Origin of the sequence: Pedobacter caeni (genome assembly GCF_900129215.1) — a bacterium.
GTDB lineage: Bacteria > Bacteroidota > Bacteroidia > Sphingobacteriales > Sphingobacteriaceae > Pedobacter > Pedobacter caeni.
Map to the genome: position 1 here is coordinate 123,039 of NZ_FQUQ01000009.1, position 16,251 is coordinate 139,289.

At 41.8% G+C, this 16,251-nt stretch carries 16 protein-coding genes; 5 read left to right on the top strand and 11 right to left on the bottom strand.

Features of this window, described 5'->3' with window-relative positions; translation table 11 throughout:
- Positions 1–203 precede the first annotated feature (203 nt).
- The 3 genes from BUC20_RS32515 to BUC20_RS32525 are packed head-to-tail and all read left to right on the top strand — an operon-like array spanning position 204 to position 5,662.
- Positions 204–3,380, top strand: a complete 3,177-nt coding sequence (locus BUC20_RS32515; protein WP_073238741.1) for a S41 family peptidase — start codon at positions 204–206, stop codon at positions 3,378–3,380.
- Position 3,381: 1 nt separating this feature from the next.
- Positions 3,382–4,131 (top strand): class I SAM-dependent methyltransferase, encoded by a 750-nt coding sequence (locus BUC20_RS32520; RefSeq protein WP_073238744.1) that lies wholly within the window; start codon positions 3,382–3,384, stop codon positions 4,129–4,131.
- A 4-nt stretch (positions 4,132–4,135) separates the two neighbouring features.
- The gene (locus tag BUC20_RS32525) at positions 4,136–5,662 is read left to right on the top strand and encodes a rhomboid family intramembrane serine protease (RefSeq protein WP_073238747.1); all 1,527 of its coding nucleotides are present in this window, start codon (positions 4,136–4,138) and stop codon (positions 5,660–5,662) included.
- A 14-nt stretch (positions 5,663–5,676) separates the two neighbouring features.
- On the opposite strand, the gene BUC20_RS32530 is transcribed toward BUC20_RS32525, so the two are convergent.
- The 11 genes from BUC20_RS32530 to BUC20_RS32580 form a co-directional block, all read right to left on the bottom strand.
- On the bottom strand, positions 5,677–6,576 hold the full coding sequence (locus tag BUC20_RS32530) for a glycosyltransferase (protein ID WP_073238750.1): 900 nt from the start codon (positions 6,574–6,576) through the stop codon (positions 5,677–5,679).
- A 2-nt stretch (positions 6,577–6,578) separates the two neighbouring features.
- Complete coding sequence (locus BUC20_RS32535) at positions 6,579–7,346, bottom strand: class I SAM-dependent methyltransferase (protein WP_073238753.1); 768 nt, start codon at positions 7,344–7,346, stop codon at positions 6,579–6,581.
- Between the two features lie 5 nt (positions 7,347–7,351).
- Positions 7,352–7,927 carry a class I SAM-dependent methyltransferase gene (locus BUC20_RS32540; protein WP_073238756.1) on the bottom strand — a complete coding sequence of 192 codons (576 nt, stop codon included), beginning with the start codon at positions 7,925–7,927 and terminating at the stop codon, positions 7,352–7,354.
- A 194-nt stretch (positions 7,928–8,121) separates the two neighbouring features.
- Positions 8,122–9,468: a flippase gene (locus tag BUC20_RS32545; RefSeq protein ID WP_073238759.1), complete on the bottom strand. Its 1,347-nt coding sequence runs from the start codon at positions 9,466–9,468 to the stop codon at positions 8,122–8,124.
- Positions 9,469–9,490: 22 nt separating this feature from the next.
- Positions 9,491–9,913: a hypothetical protein gene (locus BUC20_RS32550; protein ID WP_073238762.1), complete on the bottom strand. Its 423-nt coding sequence runs from the start codon at positions 9,911–9,913 to the stop codon at positions 9,491–9,493.
- A gap of 64 nt (positions 9,914–9,977) precedes the next feature.
- Positions 9,978–10,493, bottom strand: coding sequence for a DinB family protein (locus BUC20_RS32555; RefSeq protein ID WP_073238765.1), 516 nt, complete (start codon positions 10,491–10,493; stop codon positions 9,978–9,980).
- A gap of 12 nt (positions 10,494–10,505) precedes the next feature.
- On the bottom strand, positions 10,506–11,189 hold the full coding sequence (locus tag BUC20_RS32560) for a proline and serine-rich protein 1 family protein (RefSeq protein WP_159441186.1): 684 nt from the start codon (positions 11,187–11,189) through the stop codon (positions 10,506–10,508).
- A gap of 59 nt (positions 11,190–11,248) precedes the next feature.
- Entirely contained in the window at positions 11,249–11,938 is a 690-nt protein-coding gene (locus BUC20_RS32565) for a YjjG family noncanonical pyrimidine nucleotidase (RefSeq protein WP_073238771.1), read from the bottom strand.
- Positions 11,939–11,960: 22 nt separating this feature from the next.
- Positions 11,961–12,359, bottom strand: coding sequence for a DUF1648 domain-containing protein (locus BUC20_RS32570; protein ID WP_073238774.1), 399 nt, complete (start codon positions 12,357–12,359; stop codon positions 11,961–11,963).
- A 9-nt stretch (positions 12,360–12,368) separates the two neighbouring features.
- Complete coding sequence (upp, locus tag BUC20_RS32575; RefSeq protein WP_073238777.1) at positions 12,369–13,013, bottom strand: uracil phosphoribosyltransferase; 645 nt, start codon at positions 13,011–13,013, stop codon at positions 12,369–12,371.
- Between the two features lie 35 nt (positions 13,014–13,048).
- Positions 13,049–14,089 carry a DUF7033 domain-containing protein gene (locus tag BUC20_RS32580; RefSeq protein WP_073238780.1) on the bottom strand — a complete coding sequence of 347 codons (1,041 nt, stop codon included), beginning with the start codon at positions 14,087–14,089 and terminating at the stop codon, positions 13,049–13,051.
- Between the two features lie 139 nt (positions 14,090–14,228).
- Here BUC20_RS32580 and BUC20_RS32585 point away from each other — a divergent pair, with 139 nt between their 5' ends.
- Both BUC20_RS32585 and BUC20_RS32590 read left to right on the top strand, forming a co-directional pair.
- Complete coding sequence (locus BUC20_RS32585; RefSeq protein ID WP_262497456.1) at positions 14,229–14,768, top strand: RNA polymerase sigma factor; 540 nt, start codon at positions 14,229–14,231, stop codon at positions 14,766–14,768.
- A gap of 131 nt (positions 14,769–14,899) precedes the next feature.
- Positions 14,900–16,069 (top strand): FecR family protein, encoded by a 1,170-nt coding sequence (locus BUC20_RS32590; protein ID WP_073238786.1) that lies wholly within the window; start codon positions 14,900–14,902, stop codon positions 16,067–16,069.
- The last annotated feature ends 182 nt before the right edge of the window (positions 16,070–16,251 follow it).

A 16,251-nucleotide genomic window follows, 5' to 3' on the forward strand; every position in this document is an offset into this window, starting at 1 on the left:
AACCATTGTTAAATTCTTATGTATTTTCGTTGGTTTCTACCAGTATTTATTAAAAAGATGTTCCCTTCAGGCCGAAACTGATGTTCAGCTTTCTACCTGATGCCTAACAGATATATCCTTTTTAAAACAGTATAATAGAAAAAACATTGTTTGTATGCCGATAAAAATAATTTAAAAAATCTAAATAGAACCAAATATATACAATGAAAAAAGTTTTTTACGCCCTTACTGCTGCCTTGTTGTTTTCCAATACGGTTACCCAGGCTCAGGATCAACCTTATTTTACCTCGAATCCTGCATTAACTCCGGATGCTCAGACTGTCGTATTTAGTTACGAAGGTGATCTTTGGAAAGTGTCGGCCACAGGGGGGGCTGCCAGCCGGCTTACTGCAATGACTGGCAATGAAATCAATCCGAAAGTTTCCCCAGACGGAAAATGGCTTGCTTTCTCGTCCAATCAGTTTGGAAATTATGATGTATACCTGATGCCAATGGCAGGGGGGACTGTAAAACAACTTACTTTTCATGATGCGGCAGACGAAGTGGAAAACTGGAGCTGGGACTCAAAAACCATTTATTTTACTTCAGGAAGGTATAATAACTACACAGCCTATAAAGTTGGAATTGAAGGGGGTACGGCAAGTCGTCTGTTTGATCATTATTTTAATACCATTCATAACGTGGCCGAAGCACCCAATGGAGAATTGTTTTTCAATGATACCTGGGAAAGCAAAAGTGCGGCTAACCGCAAGCGTTATAAAGGAGCTTATAATCCGGATATCCAATCCTGGAACCCTAAAACAAAAACTTACAAACAATATACCGATTATAAAGGCAAGGACCTATGGGCTACCCTGGATAAAAACGGCAATGTCTTCTTTGCTTCGGATGAATGGAACGATGAATACAACCTGTACACTTTTAAAGCAGGGAAAAAAACAAGGCTGACAGATTTTAAGACTGCTATAAAGCGTCCTGTGGCTGCTGCCAATGGAAATAAAATAGTCTTCGAGAGAGATTATCAACTTTATCTATATGATGTAGCCAGTCAGAAATCAGAGAAGATCAATATCAGTATTTCCAGAAATGACATCCTGAAAAAGGAGCAGGAGTTTGATGTCCGGGCTGCTATTACTTCATTTGACCTTTCCCCTGATGGTAAAAAAATCGCTTTCATCTCCAGAGGAGAGCTTTTTGTGTCTGATGCAGAGGGAAAATTTGTTAAAATGATTAATAGAGGAACAGCCGTAGCCGAACGCGCAATGGAAGTGAACTGGCTTTCTGATAACCGTACCCTGATTTTTAACCAGACCGATAAAGGATATCAGAACTGGTTTACCATTGCTGCAGATGGAAAAGGGACACTTAAACAGCTCACAAAAGACAGCAGAAATAACAGGGATATCGCCTTTAACAAAGCCCGCACCCAGGCTGTTTATCTTAGTGGCAGGGATGAGGTCCGCTTGCTTGACCTTAAATCCCTGGAAAGCAAAACCGTTGTAAAGGATGAAATCTGGGCCTTCGGGAACTCTTCACCTTCCTTTTCGCCTAACGGGGAATACCTGCTGTTCACCGCCTACCGTAATTTTGAACAAGATATTTTTGTCTACCAGATCAAGGAGAATAAAACGCTTAACTTAACCAATACAGGCGTTTCAGAAGCCTCTCCAAGGTGGTCTCCGGACGGAAAATACATTTACTTTAACAGTTCCAGAACCAAACCTTCCTATCCTACAGGAATGCAAAATGCGCATATCTACAGAATGGCTTTGGACGACTATGATGAACCTTACCGCATAGACAAGTTCGACGAACTGTTTACAGAGAAAAAAGAAGATAAGCCAGAAGTAAAAAACACTGCTAAAAAAGATACAACCAAAACAAAACCTGCAGAAAAGAAAGAAAAGACTCCGGCAGTAATTACCATCAATACTCAAAATATCATGGACCGGATCGACCTTCAGGGGCCAACTTTCGGAACACAGCAAGGGGTTGAAGTTCTTGCAAAAGGAGATAAAACATATGTGTTTTTCTCTTCTGATCATGAAGCCGGAGTTCCCGGAATTTACCGTACCGTTACAGAACCATTTGAAAACACTAAAACAGAAAAGGTGACTGAAGGGTATGGAGGAGGTCTTGTTGAAGCAGGAGGCAAATATTATATGGTGGTTCGTGGAGTGATCCATAAATACAATCTGGAGGCGAATAAATTAGACCGCCTGGATATTGGATTTAAATTCAACAGAAACCTCAATGAAGAATTTAATCAGATGTTCTACGAAACCTGGGCCGGGCTGGAAGAAAACTTCTATAACGAAACTTTCCATGGCATCGACTGGTTAAAAACACGCGAGCACTATGCCAGCTATCTTCCATACCTGAACAACCGGACCGACCTTCGGGTGCTGTTAAACGATATGCTGGGAGAATTGAACTCTTCACACCTGGGCTTCAATAGCTTTGGTAATGAAGAACGTAAAAACCTCAACTATGCAACCAACGAAACCGGAATCATTTTCTCTGATAAAGACCCTTTTAAAGTAGAAAGGATTGTGGCAAGAAGTAATGCCAGACACACTGGCGTTGACTTGAAGGCAGGAGATGTGATCACCATGGTAGATGGAACAAAGATTGATAAATCTGCAGACCGTGATGCTTACTTTACCAGCCCTTCCCTCGGACAGGAAATGAGCCTCACCGTGGAGCGTGGCGGAAAAGTGATCCAGACAAAAGTACACCCTCAAAGCTCTGGAGCCTTGCGTGGCAACCTTTATGATGAATGGATCACCAAAAACCGCGAGCGGGTAAAACAGCTGGGAAATAACCGGATCGCCTATACTTATATGAAAAATATGGGTGGCGGAGAATTGGAAAACTTTCTGCTGGATATGGTGGCACAGGAGAACAATAAAGAGGGGGTTATCCTCGACCTGCGTTACAATACCGGAGGAAACGTTCATGACGAAGTGTTGAAGTTTTTAGCACAGCGTCCCTACCTTCAATGGAAATACCGTGGCGGAAAAATGGCGCCTCAAAGTAATTTTGGCCCTGCCGCAAAACCAATCGTGCTCCTGATCAATGAACAATCCTTAAGTGATGCCGAAATGACTGCTGCGGGATTCAAAGAATTAAAATTAGGAAAGATAATTGGTACAGAAACCTATCGTTGGATTATCTTTACCTCTGCCAAAGGGCTGGTTGATGGTTCATCTTATCGCCTTCCTGCATGGGGCTGTTATACCCTTGATGGAAAAAATTTAGAAAGTGAAGGTGTATCTCCTGATATTTACGTCAAAAATACATTTCAGGACCGTTTGGAAGACAAAGATCCTCAACTGGAACGTGCAGTATCAGAAATACTAAAAGATTTAAAAAAATAATATGGAAAACCTGTTAACGGACAGACAGTTTTGGGTGAATTATTGGGAGAGCAAGACCGATTTGTCGGTTAACATTCCGTCGAACTACCTTTTTCATAAGGAACTTGGAGAGATCATCAATAAGCAAGGCGTAAAAACAGCAATTGAGCTCGGAGGATTTCCGGGCTATTATGCCGTGTTCCTGAAGAAATATTTCAAGCTGGATGTTACCCTGCTGGATTATTTTGTACATCAGCCGGTAACGAATGCTTTGCTGGAAGCCAATCAGCTTAAGGCATCAGACATTCACATCATTGAAACCGACTTGTTTAATTATCAGCCGGAACAACAGTTTGACCTCGTTTTATCTTGTGGTCTGATCGAACATTTTAATGATACCGCAGATATCATCAACAGGCACATTGCTTTTGTGAAACCGGGAGGGACCTTACTCATCACCCTTCCTAATTTTAAAGCATTAAACGGTTGGTTGCAAAAGACTTTCGATAAAGAGAACTACGATAAACACAATATCGACTGTATGGATCCCGCCTTATTGGCCAATATCTGTAAACAAGCAGGTCTGGAAGTAGTCCAGTCTAAATACTTCGGATATTTTAGCCTCTGGCTGGAAAATGAAAAACAGAAATCTGCAGGTGTTCGTCTGTTAAAGAAAACAATGTGGCTGACGGGTAAAGTATTCACTAAAATTTTCCCTTTTAATTCGAAACAATTGTCCCCTTATATTATCTTAGAAGCAAGAAAATCATAAACATATGTCTATCAGCTGGGGGTATTCACCTAAAGTCGAAAAATTTATTCCACTAGGGGAATACCCAGCCGATAAATACCTGATCATTGTCAGGCAGGTGGTAGAGAACCTTGGCTGGAAGCTGAGCCATGTGTCTGAATCTGGCTTAATCGCTTACACGGGCCTTTCTCTTCAATCCTATAGTGAAGAGATTTCCATTCGCATAAAATTGAACTTTGCTATTTTTAAAAGTGAATGTGTAGGCATACAGATGCTCTTTAACGACTATGGCAAAAATGAGCAGAACCTGCAAAAATTCTTTGATGAATTTGAGTATGTTCAATATCACCTGAAGGATACCTGGGAGGAGGAACTGATTAAATTTCATGAAGAGGTGGCACTTCAGGACGACCAGTATTTTGAAAAAGCACCTTTAGCAGCAAAAGATAAAATCAGGAATGTATTCTATTTGTTCATTCCCAGAAAAGGATACCTGGTTACACCAATTCTCCTTTACCTCAATATTGGCTATTATCTTGCAATTACGGTCCGTCTTTATTTCCTCTCTTTCTCCGTACAGCGCGGTGAAATAGCTCCGGAAAATATAATTGATTTAGCTAATCATATTTATTCCACATTTGGAGTGAATTCAAGAGATGCGATACTGAATGGGCAGTTCTGGAGGTTGATCAGTCATCAGTTTATTCATTTTAATCTCTCTCATTTGTTTTTCAATATGTATGCCTTGATCTACATCGGATTAATGGTCGAAAATAAACTGGGGGGCTGGAAAACCCTCGCTATATATCTTTCGGGTGGTATTTGTGGAGGGTTGATCAGTGTGATTGGTCATAGAACAGGAGTAATGGGGGGTGCCTCAGGTGCCATTACGAGCTTGTTTGGGGCCTTTCTTGCACTCTTACTATGTAAAGCATTTGAGAAGAACGCGAACAGGGCATTACTGATCAGCACGCTCATCGTCGTTGCTTTGATGTTGTTTAACGGATTGATGAAACGACAGGTAGATAATTCTGCCCATATTGGCGGACTTGTTTCCGGATTCCTGATTGGATATTTGCTGTACCAGCCTACGAGCCTTGGTTTTAAAACCAATATTTACCAAAGGGCTGTAGTGGCTGTGTTATTGGTGCTGACTCTTGCTGCCGTTATATTTCAGTTTACTCCCCGATATCAGAAGGAAGCATATGAAGAACTGGTAAAGCAATACCTGGAAAATAACAGCAGGTTTATGAAGATCTATACCATAAACAATAGTATGTCTAAAGAAGACAAGATCAGACTGGTCACCACAGATGGGGTGGAAGCCTGGAAGAAGAATCTGGATATTGTTAAAAAAATGGAGAAACTACTGCTTTTGGAGGAAGATAAAGCAGCTATCAAGTTTCGGGCTATTCAGGCACGAAGAGGGCATGCGGTATCTTTGCTTATGGTCAGAAATTATCAGGCAGACGATGCGCCATACCTAAACCAAATCAGGCGATTGCTCGCTGACATGAATAACATTGTCGTAAAAGATGGAGATAAAGAGTAGAAAGAAAAGGCAGCTTATCCTAAACGCTGCTTCACATACCTTTTAAGCCGCTCCCATAAATTCCCCTTCCTGGTAGACAAGAACTCCCTGATCGCCTCGTAGGCGTCTTTATTTTCCTTTATTTCCGAAGGATAATGGCCGATTGGCTTAGGGTTAATGATCACATTGTAAATGTCGTTGATGCCCGAATGAATTCCAGTCCCATCGTGCCCGATGTTGTTCACCAGGGATTGCGCAGGATTCAACGTTATTCCTCCTTTCAAGAAGATGGAAGCATACCAGCGGATGGCCCAGGAGTTGTTTTTCCCTTTTTTGAAGTCCTGCATCTGTTTCCAGAAATTCATTTTATGCTCAATAGAGAATTCTGATCTCTTTCTGGCATCAAACTGTCCCATCAGCGTATCAATATTGGGTTCAAAATGTTGCCATGCCCGATCCCATGTTGCCCAGCCCCAACTGGTCGCAGCGCGGTAAAAGAAAGATTCAGGGATATTGTTTTCTTTTAAAGGATACATATAAGCTCCGATGTGCATCACACGGTCTTCGTTACGGTAGCGGTTTAAGGCTTCATTAAAATAAGTCAGCGTATAAGGGGAGGTGATGAGGTCGTCCTCCATAACGATCACCTGTTTATAGTCTTTTACCAGGCGGCTTACTCCGGCAATCACCGAATTTGCCAGACCCATATTTTCTTTGCGTTCTATGACCTCAACAGATTTAAATCCATCAACGTTCCTGAGCAATTCACGTACTTCCAATACTTTAGCCTCATCCTCCGGAGATTTAAACCCATCAGAAAAGATAAATAACCTGCTTTCAGTTGCCAGTTGATTCTGTTTAAGGAATTTTATGGTGCGCTCTGTATGCTGCGGCCTGTTGTAAACGAATAACGCGATTGGTGCAAAGCTTTGCATAGTTAGAAGATCTCGAGGTTTTGGGTTGATTTCTTTGTAAGAACCGTATACGCATTTCCAAATTGCTCCCGCTTGTGCTTTCCTAAAATTGCACCTAATATATTTTTGATCCGGTATTCCAGTTCAATTCTTAAGGTCTTAGCCAGGGTTTTAGGTGTTTTCTTCACCTTAAATTCACAGAACTTGATGGTATCTATAGCTGTAAGTGAAGTTTTATCTGCTTCCACTGAAAGGCCTTCACTTTGCAATAGAAATCGGATCAGTGTAGGCGTATACATATTGATATGCCCATAGTTCAGAAAATGTTTCATGCGCTGGTCTACCCCGAAACGGTAATCCAAAGGAACTTCAATCACCAGGTATTTCGCTACCCTTTTCAGTTCCCGTAAAAGCATGCGTTCATGTTCTACATGTTCCAGAACATGGGCTAGGATCACGAGGTCAAAGCTGTCATCCGCATAAGGGATGGTATATCCATCAAAGCTGTTCACCTCTTTTAAGCGTTCCAGCTTTCTGTCTCTGATTAAAGAAACGCCGCTGTCTGCGATTTCAAGGGCATAAAGCTCCTCACCGAATTTCCATTCATTCAGATAATGCAGAATACTGCCATCTCCGGCACCTACTTCCAGTATCTTTTTAGGCTTAATCCCCTCACAAACTTCTATCAGGTTCTTTGCTTTGGCTTTTGCACCAAGCATGCGCCATTCTACATCACTATCCGTGTAGAAATCATTATAGGAGGCAACAATGTCTTCTGTGATTAGTGCCATCTCTATTAGTCTTTTATGCCATCAATGATGAGAGAAGAATAACCTAAAGGCTCATTAAACCTTTTGTCGAACCTTCTGGACCTCAGGATATGGCCATCTTCACTTTTCCAGTCTGTAAAATGAAACTGTTGTTGCTCATCATAGTATTCCAGAAGCTGAACTCTGAAACCGGCATCTTCCAGCACTTTCGATAACTGATGATAGTCGTATAGTAGTTTATGATCGTCGGCACCTTCACCATGTCCTCCGGGTTTTACCATATCGATATAATCCTTGTTGGGATGAAAACCATCGGGCACGGCAATTCTGATGCTACCCCCTTTTTCCATAAACTGGAAACAGTTTTTTAAAGCGATTAGTGCATTGGCATAGCTGATGTGCTCAAATACATGTTCTGCAAGGAATTTTGCCGCTTTCTTTTCGCCGAAAAGGTTTTGAAAAGAGCTTTTTTCCAACAAGTTTAAGCTTTCTATGTTTGTAGGCAGCCAGTTGGGATAAGCAGTTTTCTCAGAGCCAATGATGATGTTCAAAGGCGCAGATGAATTCTTTATTTTGGACTTTAACTGAATAAGGTCCAGCATGTTTATTGGTTTTAATACGATTGATCTTACTACCTTTCTTAAGGACATCTGTAATGGTTATATTGTTAATTTGTCAGCAATGGCCAGAAGCCTGCTGATATGGTGGTTGCCATGAGCTTTAATAGTCAAAGTTAAAATGTTAAACGCAAAAAGCTAATATATCAGTATAATTATTGATTGCAATGATGATCCCTTTAAGGTTTAGGGGAACCTGGCCTGTTTTTGATCTTCTGCACAAGGGTAATCAGGAATAAGGATTTGAGCATCATAATGCCTTGCGGCCGCGTTTTAGGGACGAGCAGAATCATAAAATTAGAGCACAAATAGGCGATCAGTGTGGCCACAGCAGCACCGGTGATGCCGTATGCGGGAATCCAGTATATGTTTAAAACGATATTGATCAGCGCACCGATTCCAGTCCGGACCATCGATAGTTTGGTATGACCTTCGGCGATGAGAAACTGTCCGCTTGCAGTGCCCAGAAAGGTAAATATACCTGCCCAGATGTGTATTGATAAAACATGCGAAGCTTTCCAGTATTCCGGAGTATAGAACTGGTGATAAATCAGGGGAGAGGCAAATGTCATGAAAATCGCAATGCTGAGACTGATCCAAACCATCAGGTCATACATGTTCTGCATTCTCTTTTGATATCTTTCCGGATCATCTCTTTTTGCATTCATGATGGCAGGGAAAACAGCGGTAACTATGGCTACAGGTATAAAATACCAGGACTCCGACAACTGTACGACACTCGAGTAAATCCCCTGTTCTTTAGAGCCCAGATAACTTTGAATCATCAATGCATCTATTTTCATGTAAATAGAAACCAGAATTGCAGAAAAGGCCATTGGCCAGGAGTTTTTCAATAAAAACTTAGCAATGCCACTTTCATATTTCCACTGAAAAATAGACGAACCGTTTTTTTGATAAACATATATATACCCAACAGCAAGTAAAATAACATCCAGGAGCAGCGCAAATATAAACCAGGTCAGGTTCATTCCGCATAACATGAGTGCCAGCTTAAAGGCGGCTGAAACTAAATTTCCCAGCACCTGAACGCTCATGATAAATTTACCCTGTGCCCTGGACTGAAAATAACTGTCAATAATGTTAAACGACTGGAATACCCCCGTAAAGCTGACAATCAGCACATAGGAAAAAGAAGCTTCTATCGGTTTTATCCCATTAAGAAGCTGATAAGCGAAGTAAATAAGTGGAAGGATGGCCAATCCCCCGATCAATTTGAGGACGAATGCTGTTCCCAGAAGCTGATTTTTTTTTTCAGGAAAGCGTAACAATTCTCTTGTCACAAAGCCATCCAGACCCAATGCTGCTGCGGCGATAAAAAAAGTCGCAAATGCCAATGGATAATTATATATACCGAATTGGGTTGCCCCCAGGTAATTGCTGACATAAATGCCAATCAGAATCTTTATTCCAAGACTGCCCACTCTGGCGATCATTAACCAGCCGGCATTTTTAGCATATTTCTCTAACGCCCCCTGATCAAAACCAGGAATACTTGGGATTTTCATTCTTGTTTAGCCTTACTTATTTTTAAGTTAAAGGTGCACCAACTGCAATCGCACAGCTATGTCCTGGTTGTCCATGTGCAGGGTTAAGCCTTACCTCTTTTTGATTTTTAGGAACTGAAGTCGGGGTTGTTGCGGGGCTGGTTGTTACTGAAACAGGTGTAGCCTGAGTTGCAACAGGGGTAGCCGGTACAGCAACTGGTGTACCCGGAGCTGCAGGTGTATTGTTTTTCGCATTCAAAGGAGCTCCTACCGGAAGCGCACAATCGTGATATGGTTGCCCATGAGCAGGATTATTAGCTGGTTTTTCTCCAGTGGCAGCCACCGGTGTCGAAGCCGAAGGAAGACCTGCAGGAGTTGGGGTAATTACCGATTGTGTTTGCTTTGGACTGGAATTACAAGCAGAAAGTGCCAGTACAACGCAACTGATATAAAGGATCCTTTTCATAAGCGTATATTTTTATTCTCTTTTTTAAAGATAACAGAAAGACAAAGATGTAAAATTTGTTGGGTTATCTTCTGTAGCTCCGTTCAATCCTACGTAATTGTTGCAAATGGTGGTTCAAATGGATTTCAATAAATCTTAACCACTGAAAAGCATTTAAATAACCGAGTTTAGGATGAGGCGTTTTAAGTGCTTTATCTGCATTTTCGATCTGTTTACAGGCAATGTCCAGTTGCAAAAGAAACTCATCCATTAATTCCAAAGCTTCTGTCTTACTGATTTTCTTCAACCGGACGGCCAGCTTTTTAGGCGCTTTATATTTTCCGGGTGGCAGGCTGCCAAAGAATAAAATCAGTTTTACGGTAAAGGCAGTTGGCTTTCTTTCTCCTTTTCCGGAAATGGTATTGGTCATTTCAGTGAGGGAAAGAATGCTTGCATCGAAGATGTGAAAGTAAACTTCACTGTACGACCAACCTCCCATAGGAGGACTCAGTAAGAAAGTCCCTTCATCGGTTTGGGCCAGACGGCTTCGATAGCTGCCTGTAATATCCTGAATCTTTTTATAGTCTTTGGCAGCGCTCATCGATGATAAATATTATTGTTTATTGATCCAGTTGATCATGTCTTCCTGGGCAAATAGCGACATCAGTGCCTTAGGAACCTTGATATAGTTTTTACGATCTACTACATAAGGATATGCAAAATGTGCCAGATCTATTTTCTCTTCGTCAAAGGGAAAGACTTTCAATAAAGTGAGCAGCTGATTGGTGGTGATCCTTGAGTTTTTTAAGGTCGTTTTTGCCAGTGCCAGCTTGTTCTTTGGAAACGCTTCATTTTTAATAATTCCGATTGCATCGTTAAACTCCTCATCGGTCATGGCCTCATTGTATTCATAGTCGGGCCCCTGGTTATTGTTTGCAAAACTTCTGTCCCAGTTGTCCAGTGCATACTGTCCACGGTCAAATATCGGAAGGGTAAGCACATTGCGCAATCCTGATCTTCTGGAATAGCTGAGGATCATACGGGTATTTGGAGCAACATTAACCCGTTTGCGGAATACTTCCATGCTATCTTTCATCACTACCAGTGTAGGAGAATTCCTGTATACATCATAAAACCGGAAGCGGCCTTTAGCTGATCCGGCAAAATCGTCGTCCAGATAAACCACATAATTCCCCCGGTCCGGAATTTCGACAAATACTTCAGAGGTACTCCGGCTCTGCCCGAAGATGAAGGATGTCTGCAGCAAAACGGCAAACAGTAAAACTAATTTTTTCATAAGGTTTTTTATTTGTGTGTCTTTCAGGAATGCGAATCCCATACCAAAATATATCGCCTTTAGAAATGATTCAGCAATTCTTCCAGATGTGTGATTTGCCATAACACATCTTCCGGTTTTTCTTTGTTCAGCGGGTTGAAATAAATCGCCTTCATCCCATAATCCTGAGCACCGCGGATGTCGGCTTCCAGGCTATCCCCAATCATAATGCTTTCTTTTTTTAGCGCGGAAGCCTTTTGCAATGCATACTCAAAAATGGCTTTGTCGGGCTTATTAACGCCTACATCTTCCGAAATGATCACATTTGAAAAAAAGGGATTCAAGCCTGATTTATCCATTTTTGTAAGTGTACTTTCTTTGAATCCGTTGGAAATGATATGCAAAGTATATTTTTTTTGCAGGTAAGTCAATACTTTTTCTGAACCTTCAAATAAATTGGTTCTTGTGGGGGTGATGCGCACATAATCGTCTTCAAATTGAGACGGAACATGAGCCGGGTGTATGCCTAACTGGATAAAAGTTTTACTAAAACGTTCAGATCTTAACGTTTCTTTCGTAATTTTTCCTAAATGATATTCTGCCCAGAGGATCTGGTTGTTTTCTGTATAGGTATCAATAAACTCACGTGATGAACGTAGTCCAAGTGATTCCAGCTGATATTGATGGTATAATTCTGTCAGGGTTTCTTCTGCATTTCTGTCAAAATCCCAGATGGTATGGTCTAAATCAAAAAAGATATGTTTAATCATTATTCAGGGGGTTATGCTGGTGTCAATACCTTGTGGTAATGAACACGAATGCCGCAAAGATAAGAACAATCAATACTTTCAGGTACCGAAGTATCCTAGTGGCAAGGGTATATTGCTTTTTCGCACTTTCAGGTGTAACCGGTTTCAGGTAACTGAAGTATTGTGGAAACCGGGCTGCTATGCTCAGCAAAATATAAAGAGAAGTCAATACGGTCAATAGTTGATAAAGATCAGACTTATGTCCGAAGGCATTGGGTTTTCCATTAATACTGAAATGGGTAGGAATGGAATCAGGGAGTCTGGAATAGAGTATAAATACATAAATCCAGGTGGCCAATAGCAATAAAAGGGTAAAAGCTTCGATTATCTTGTCGAAAAAGGAAAGTTGGAGCTTGATAACGGGTCTCTTCTCTGTAGTCATTTTTTAATATTATTGTTTTACCCCATATGCAAGATCCCCAGCGTCACCCAGACCGGGAACAATGTAAGATTTGCTGGTCATCTCCTCATCGATTGCCCCAAGCCATAATTTTGCTTTAGGTAAATTAGCCCGCACATGATTTACCCCTTCGGTACTGGCAATTGCCGCAACAATGTGCAATTCCTTGATCTGATAACGGTTTAAAAGTTCTTTACAACATAGCACCATGCTCATTCCGGTGGCCAGCATGGGATCGGCCATGATCACAATTTTATCTGTCAGGTCGGGAGTAGAGATATACTCCACCTGAATTACAAAATTCCCGTTTTTATGGTTTTTTCTGTAGGCGGTAATGAAGGTAGATTCTGCCTGATCAAAAACATTTAACAATCCCTGATGTAACGGAATTCCTGCCCTTAATATTGTTGCCAGCACGGGTTGCTGTGTTAAAAAAGCAGTCTTTGCTACGCCTAAAGGGGTTTGTGTCTCTTTTCGTTCGAACTCAAGCGTCTTGCTGATCTCGTAAGCGAAGAATTCGCCCAGGCGTTCCATATTTTTTCGGAAGCGCATGGCGTCTTTCTGGATGTGCTCATCGCGGAGTTCGGCAAGAAAAACATTGGCAATGGAAGTCGTTTTGTCAAGGTTAAATATCATCGTGTAAAGGTCTAGAAGGGTGTAAAGATAAAAGATTAGGCAAGAGCAATGGCCTGATCATGCCAAAGACTGTAAAAACTTCCATTCACCAGTTTCACATGGTCCATTAGCTCATTCAATTGTAACAGCAGGTCTTTTGAACGTTTATCAGATCGTAATGACTTATCTGTCAGTGCGATTGGGTAAATTTTTAATTGCGACTGTGCCTCGATCTGCAGGTCATACCAATAAAACGGACTGCAGGTACCTGCCCTGAAACCCGGAGTATCGGGATAATACATGCTGTAATCCTGATTGATATTTTTTGTGGTTAGGCGGAGATAGCTTTTCGGAATCCTGAGGCGTTCCTCCCAATTGCTACTCCGCTGCGGGTCTGGAAGCAAAAATTCAGGCTTATCAGAGATGCCCTTTTTATTCATCTCCAGCATCAGGCTATGAATTCCCTTGATTTGCTGCTCATAATGTTTTCCCTGGAGCTTTGCTTTTAATAAAGCGTTCATGAAATGTAAAGCTTTCTTTAGCTTGCTATCCTCCGACCTGGACTTAGGTCTGGGAGAGTAGGCTGGCCGAAAGCTGAAATCTTTCTTTCCAAAGAGGAGGGAAGGAAAGTTTTTGAGTAGGATGTTCTTCAAAATCAACGCCCATTCATCAATCACCGGAACCTGAAGCAGCCCCAGTTTATGTTGCAGGCTTAACGAAGCATGGTAATTAGGGCCTTTCCGATCGTCAAAAGGAAGGTATTCTTCATATCTGGTCAGAAAATAGAAAGATGCGGCGAAGATATCAAAAGGCAAAAGGCTTCCCGTTACCGGAAAAGGGACTTTCTGATCGCCAAAGGTGGTAATTCCAATGCGTTGGGGGCTGATCTTCTGATCTGTCAGTAAACCACTGCCTTTGAAAAATAAAGCCCCGGATATCGCTTGTTTTCCATAACAAAGCTTCGGCCGGTCTGCAGTGATAAATTCGGATAAGTTCTGGCTAAAGTCCAGATCTACCCTCAATATATCCTTAAAGATGAAATTAAAGATATATTTAATGCGCGGAGTGATCAGGGGGCTATAAACCAGAAGCTTCATAGTATATAATTTAGTATATAAAATTTATCTTTGGATCTCACAGTAAATATACATATGAAATTTCAAATTGTTTTAGCAGGGAGGATAATTTCTGTCAATTAAGCCGATATACGAAGAGCCGGAACTGTGGAAAGAAATTATCAGTGGGAACCGACACGCTTTTAGCCAGGTATTTGAAGCCAGGTATCCCGTGTTGTATGCTTTTGCCCTGAAGCTTACCCGGTCTCAGGTATTGGCAGAAGAGATCATTCAGGATGTTTTTCTCAACCTATGGCTCAACAGGGCTAACCTTGATAAAGTTGAAAATTATCAGGCTTACCTCAATAGAATGACCAGGAACCTGTCTTTAAATGCCTTGCGGAACATTGCCAAACATAAAGTTCTGGTTACTGATTTCGGAGCAGATGAAAACTTTCCCGACCATTCTACCGAACATGCCCTGGAGTATAAAGATACAGTGTCTTTAGTACAGAAAGCCATAGAAAGACTCCCCGCCCAGCAACAAGAGGTATATAGATTGTGCCATAAAGAAGGGCTTACTTACGAACAGGCTGCCCTGCGATTAAATATTGCGCCCTCTACCGTGCATTCCCATATGAAAGGAGCCCTCCGCGGGATCCGTGTTTACTTTAAGAAGATGGGAATCCCAATGGTGATTATAGCCCTGATCTTGCCTTAAGGCTCTTTTTCGAATGTTTTTAAAAATATTTTCTGTTTGACTCCCCCGACCTCTTGTTTTAGGTGTCTATGTATATAGGAAACGGTTGCTAAAGAAGGTGAAGAGATGAATAAACCGTTTCCATAAAATATATGAATCAGAAACTTCCTTATTTGCTAAACCAGTATTTAAATGATAAATGCTCTGATCGGGAGCTGGCAGAATTTTATGTACTGGTAGATGATCCTGCAAATAATATGGAATTGAGTGACCTGCTCGACGACGCTATAAGTACATCTACCGATGAAAAACAGCTGAGCGCAAACCAGGAATCTGAACTGCTTCAGTATATCTTCGAATACAAAGAGCTAGCCGCCCCCGGGTATAAACCTGTCAGGGGATGGGACTACCGCAGTTGGTCTGCCGCTGCGGTGCTCTTTCTTACCCTCTGTACCGGCCTTTATTATTTCAAATCTAAAGGGCCGGAACAACAGAGGGAACAAGCTGCTGCAGAAATCTCTGTGGGTGGTAATAAAGCCATTTTAACCCTGGCAGATGGAAGTGTGATCGACTTGCATAGTGCTCATCGGGGTAAGCTCACAGAAGTATCAGGGGTAAAGATCTCTAAGACCGCAGAAGGACAGCTGCTCTACCAGATCAGTGATGCCAGCCTTGTAAAAAGCAGTCTGAATACCATGAGTACACCCCGGGGCGGGCAATATATGCTGAGCCTGCCGGACGGGACTAAAGTATGGCTTAACTCGGCCTCATCTTTAAAATTCCCTACCACTTTTTCCGGACTAAATGAGCGTAATGTACAACTGAGCGGTGAGGCCTATTTTGAAGTAGCTAAACTCAAGACCCCTTTTGTGGTGACCACAGATAAACAGCGGGTGGAGGTCCTTGGTACACATTTTAATATCAATGCCTATCTGGATGAAGGCTATACCAAAACTACCCTCCTGGAAGGATCGATAAGCGTCTCTTCTTTAAAAACCGGAGCGGTGATGATGCTGCACCCGGGACAGGAATCGCTATTGAAACCAACAGGGCTGAGTGTGCAAAATGCGGATATAGACAAAAATACAGACTGGAAGAACGGCATTTTTATGTTTAAAAATGAAAGTCTGGAAGAGATCATGCGGAGAGTTTCCCGCTGGTATGATGTCACGGTTGTATACGAACAAGCCGCCCCAAGACAAGAAACTTTCAGTGGAATTGTATCCCGGTACGACAATGTAAACAAGGTGTTGCGCAGACTGGAACTCACCGGAGAAGTAAGCTTTAAGATCCAGGGAAAAAAGATCATCGTCTCGAAATAAAACAATCATATAAACCAACCAACTCAAGAATGAATAGACATTTACGTTAACATCCACCACTCCTAAGGTGACTCCAATAAAAAAGCCGGATAATGCTACGAACACTATCCGGCTAAAAGATTGAGTTAACCCCTTCCGGTTTTTATACCGGGAGAAATAAGATCGCACCCATTCCGGGCATT

Excerpts from the sequence above, each read along its gene's own strand:
- BUC20_RS32580 (WP_073238780.1), bottom strand. The coding sequence starts at position 14,089 with ATGAAGCTTCTGGTTTATAGCCCCCTGATCACTCCGCGCATTAAATAT.
- BUC20_RS32530 (WP_073238750.1), bottom strand. The coding sequence starts at position 6,576 with ATGCAAAGCTTTGCACCAATCGCGTTATTCGTTTACAACAGGCCGCAG.
- BUC20_RS32590 (WP_073238786.1), top strand. The coding sequence starts at position 14,900 with ATGAATCAGAAACTTCCTTATTTGCTAAACCAGTATTTAAATGATAAA.
- BUC20_RS32515 (WP_073238741.1), top strand. The coding sequence starts at position 204 with ATGAAAAAAGTTTTTTACGCCCTTACTGCTGCCTTGTTGTTTTCCAAT.
- upp (WP_073238777.1), bottom strand. The coding sequence starts at position 13,013 with ATGATATTTAACCTTGACAAAACGACTTCCATTGCCAATGTTTTTCTT.
- BUC20_RS32545 (WP_073238759.1), bottom strand. The coding sequence starts at position 9,468 with ATGAAAATCCCAAGTATTCCTGGTTTTGATCAGGGGGCGTTAGAGAAA.
- BUC20_RS32565 (WP_073238771.1), bottom strand. The coding sequence starts at position 11,938 with ATGATTAAACATATCTTTTTTGATTTAGACCATACCATCTGGGATTTT.
- BUC20_RS32525 (WP_073238747.1), top strand. The coding sequence starts at position 4,136 with ATGTCTATCAGCTGGGGGTATTCACCTAAAGTCGAAAAATTTATTCCA.
- BUC20_RS32540 (WP_073238756.1), bottom strand. The coding sequence starts at position 7,927 with ATGCTGGACCTTATTCAGTTAAAGTCCAAAATAAAGAATTCATCTGCG.
- BUC20_RS32550 (WP_073238762.1), bottom strand. The coding sequence starts at position 9,913 with ATGAAAAGGATCCTTTATATCAGTTGCGTTGTACTGGCACTTTCTGCT.
- BUC20_RS32535 (WP_073238753.1), bottom strand. The coding sequence starts at position 7,346 with ATGGCACTAATCACAGAAGACATTGTTGCCTCCTATAATGATTTCTAC.
- BUC20_RS32520 (WP_073238744.1), top strand. The coding sequence starts at position 3,382 with ATGGAAAACCTGTTAACGGACAGACAGTTTTGGGTGAATTATTGGGAG.
- BUC20_RS32570 (WP_073238774.1), bottom strand. The coding sequence starts at position 12,359 with ATGACTACAGAGAAGAGACCCGTTATCAAGCTCCAACTTTCCTTTTTC.
- BUC20_RS32555 (WP_073238765.1), bottom strand. The coding sequence starts at position 10,493 with ATGAGCGCTGCCAAAGACTATAAAAAGATTCAGGATATTACAGGCAGC.
- BUC20_RS32560 (WP_159441186.1), bottom strand. The coding sequence starts at position 11,189 with ATGAAAAAATTAGTTTTACTGTTTGCCGTTTTGCTGCAGACATCCTTC.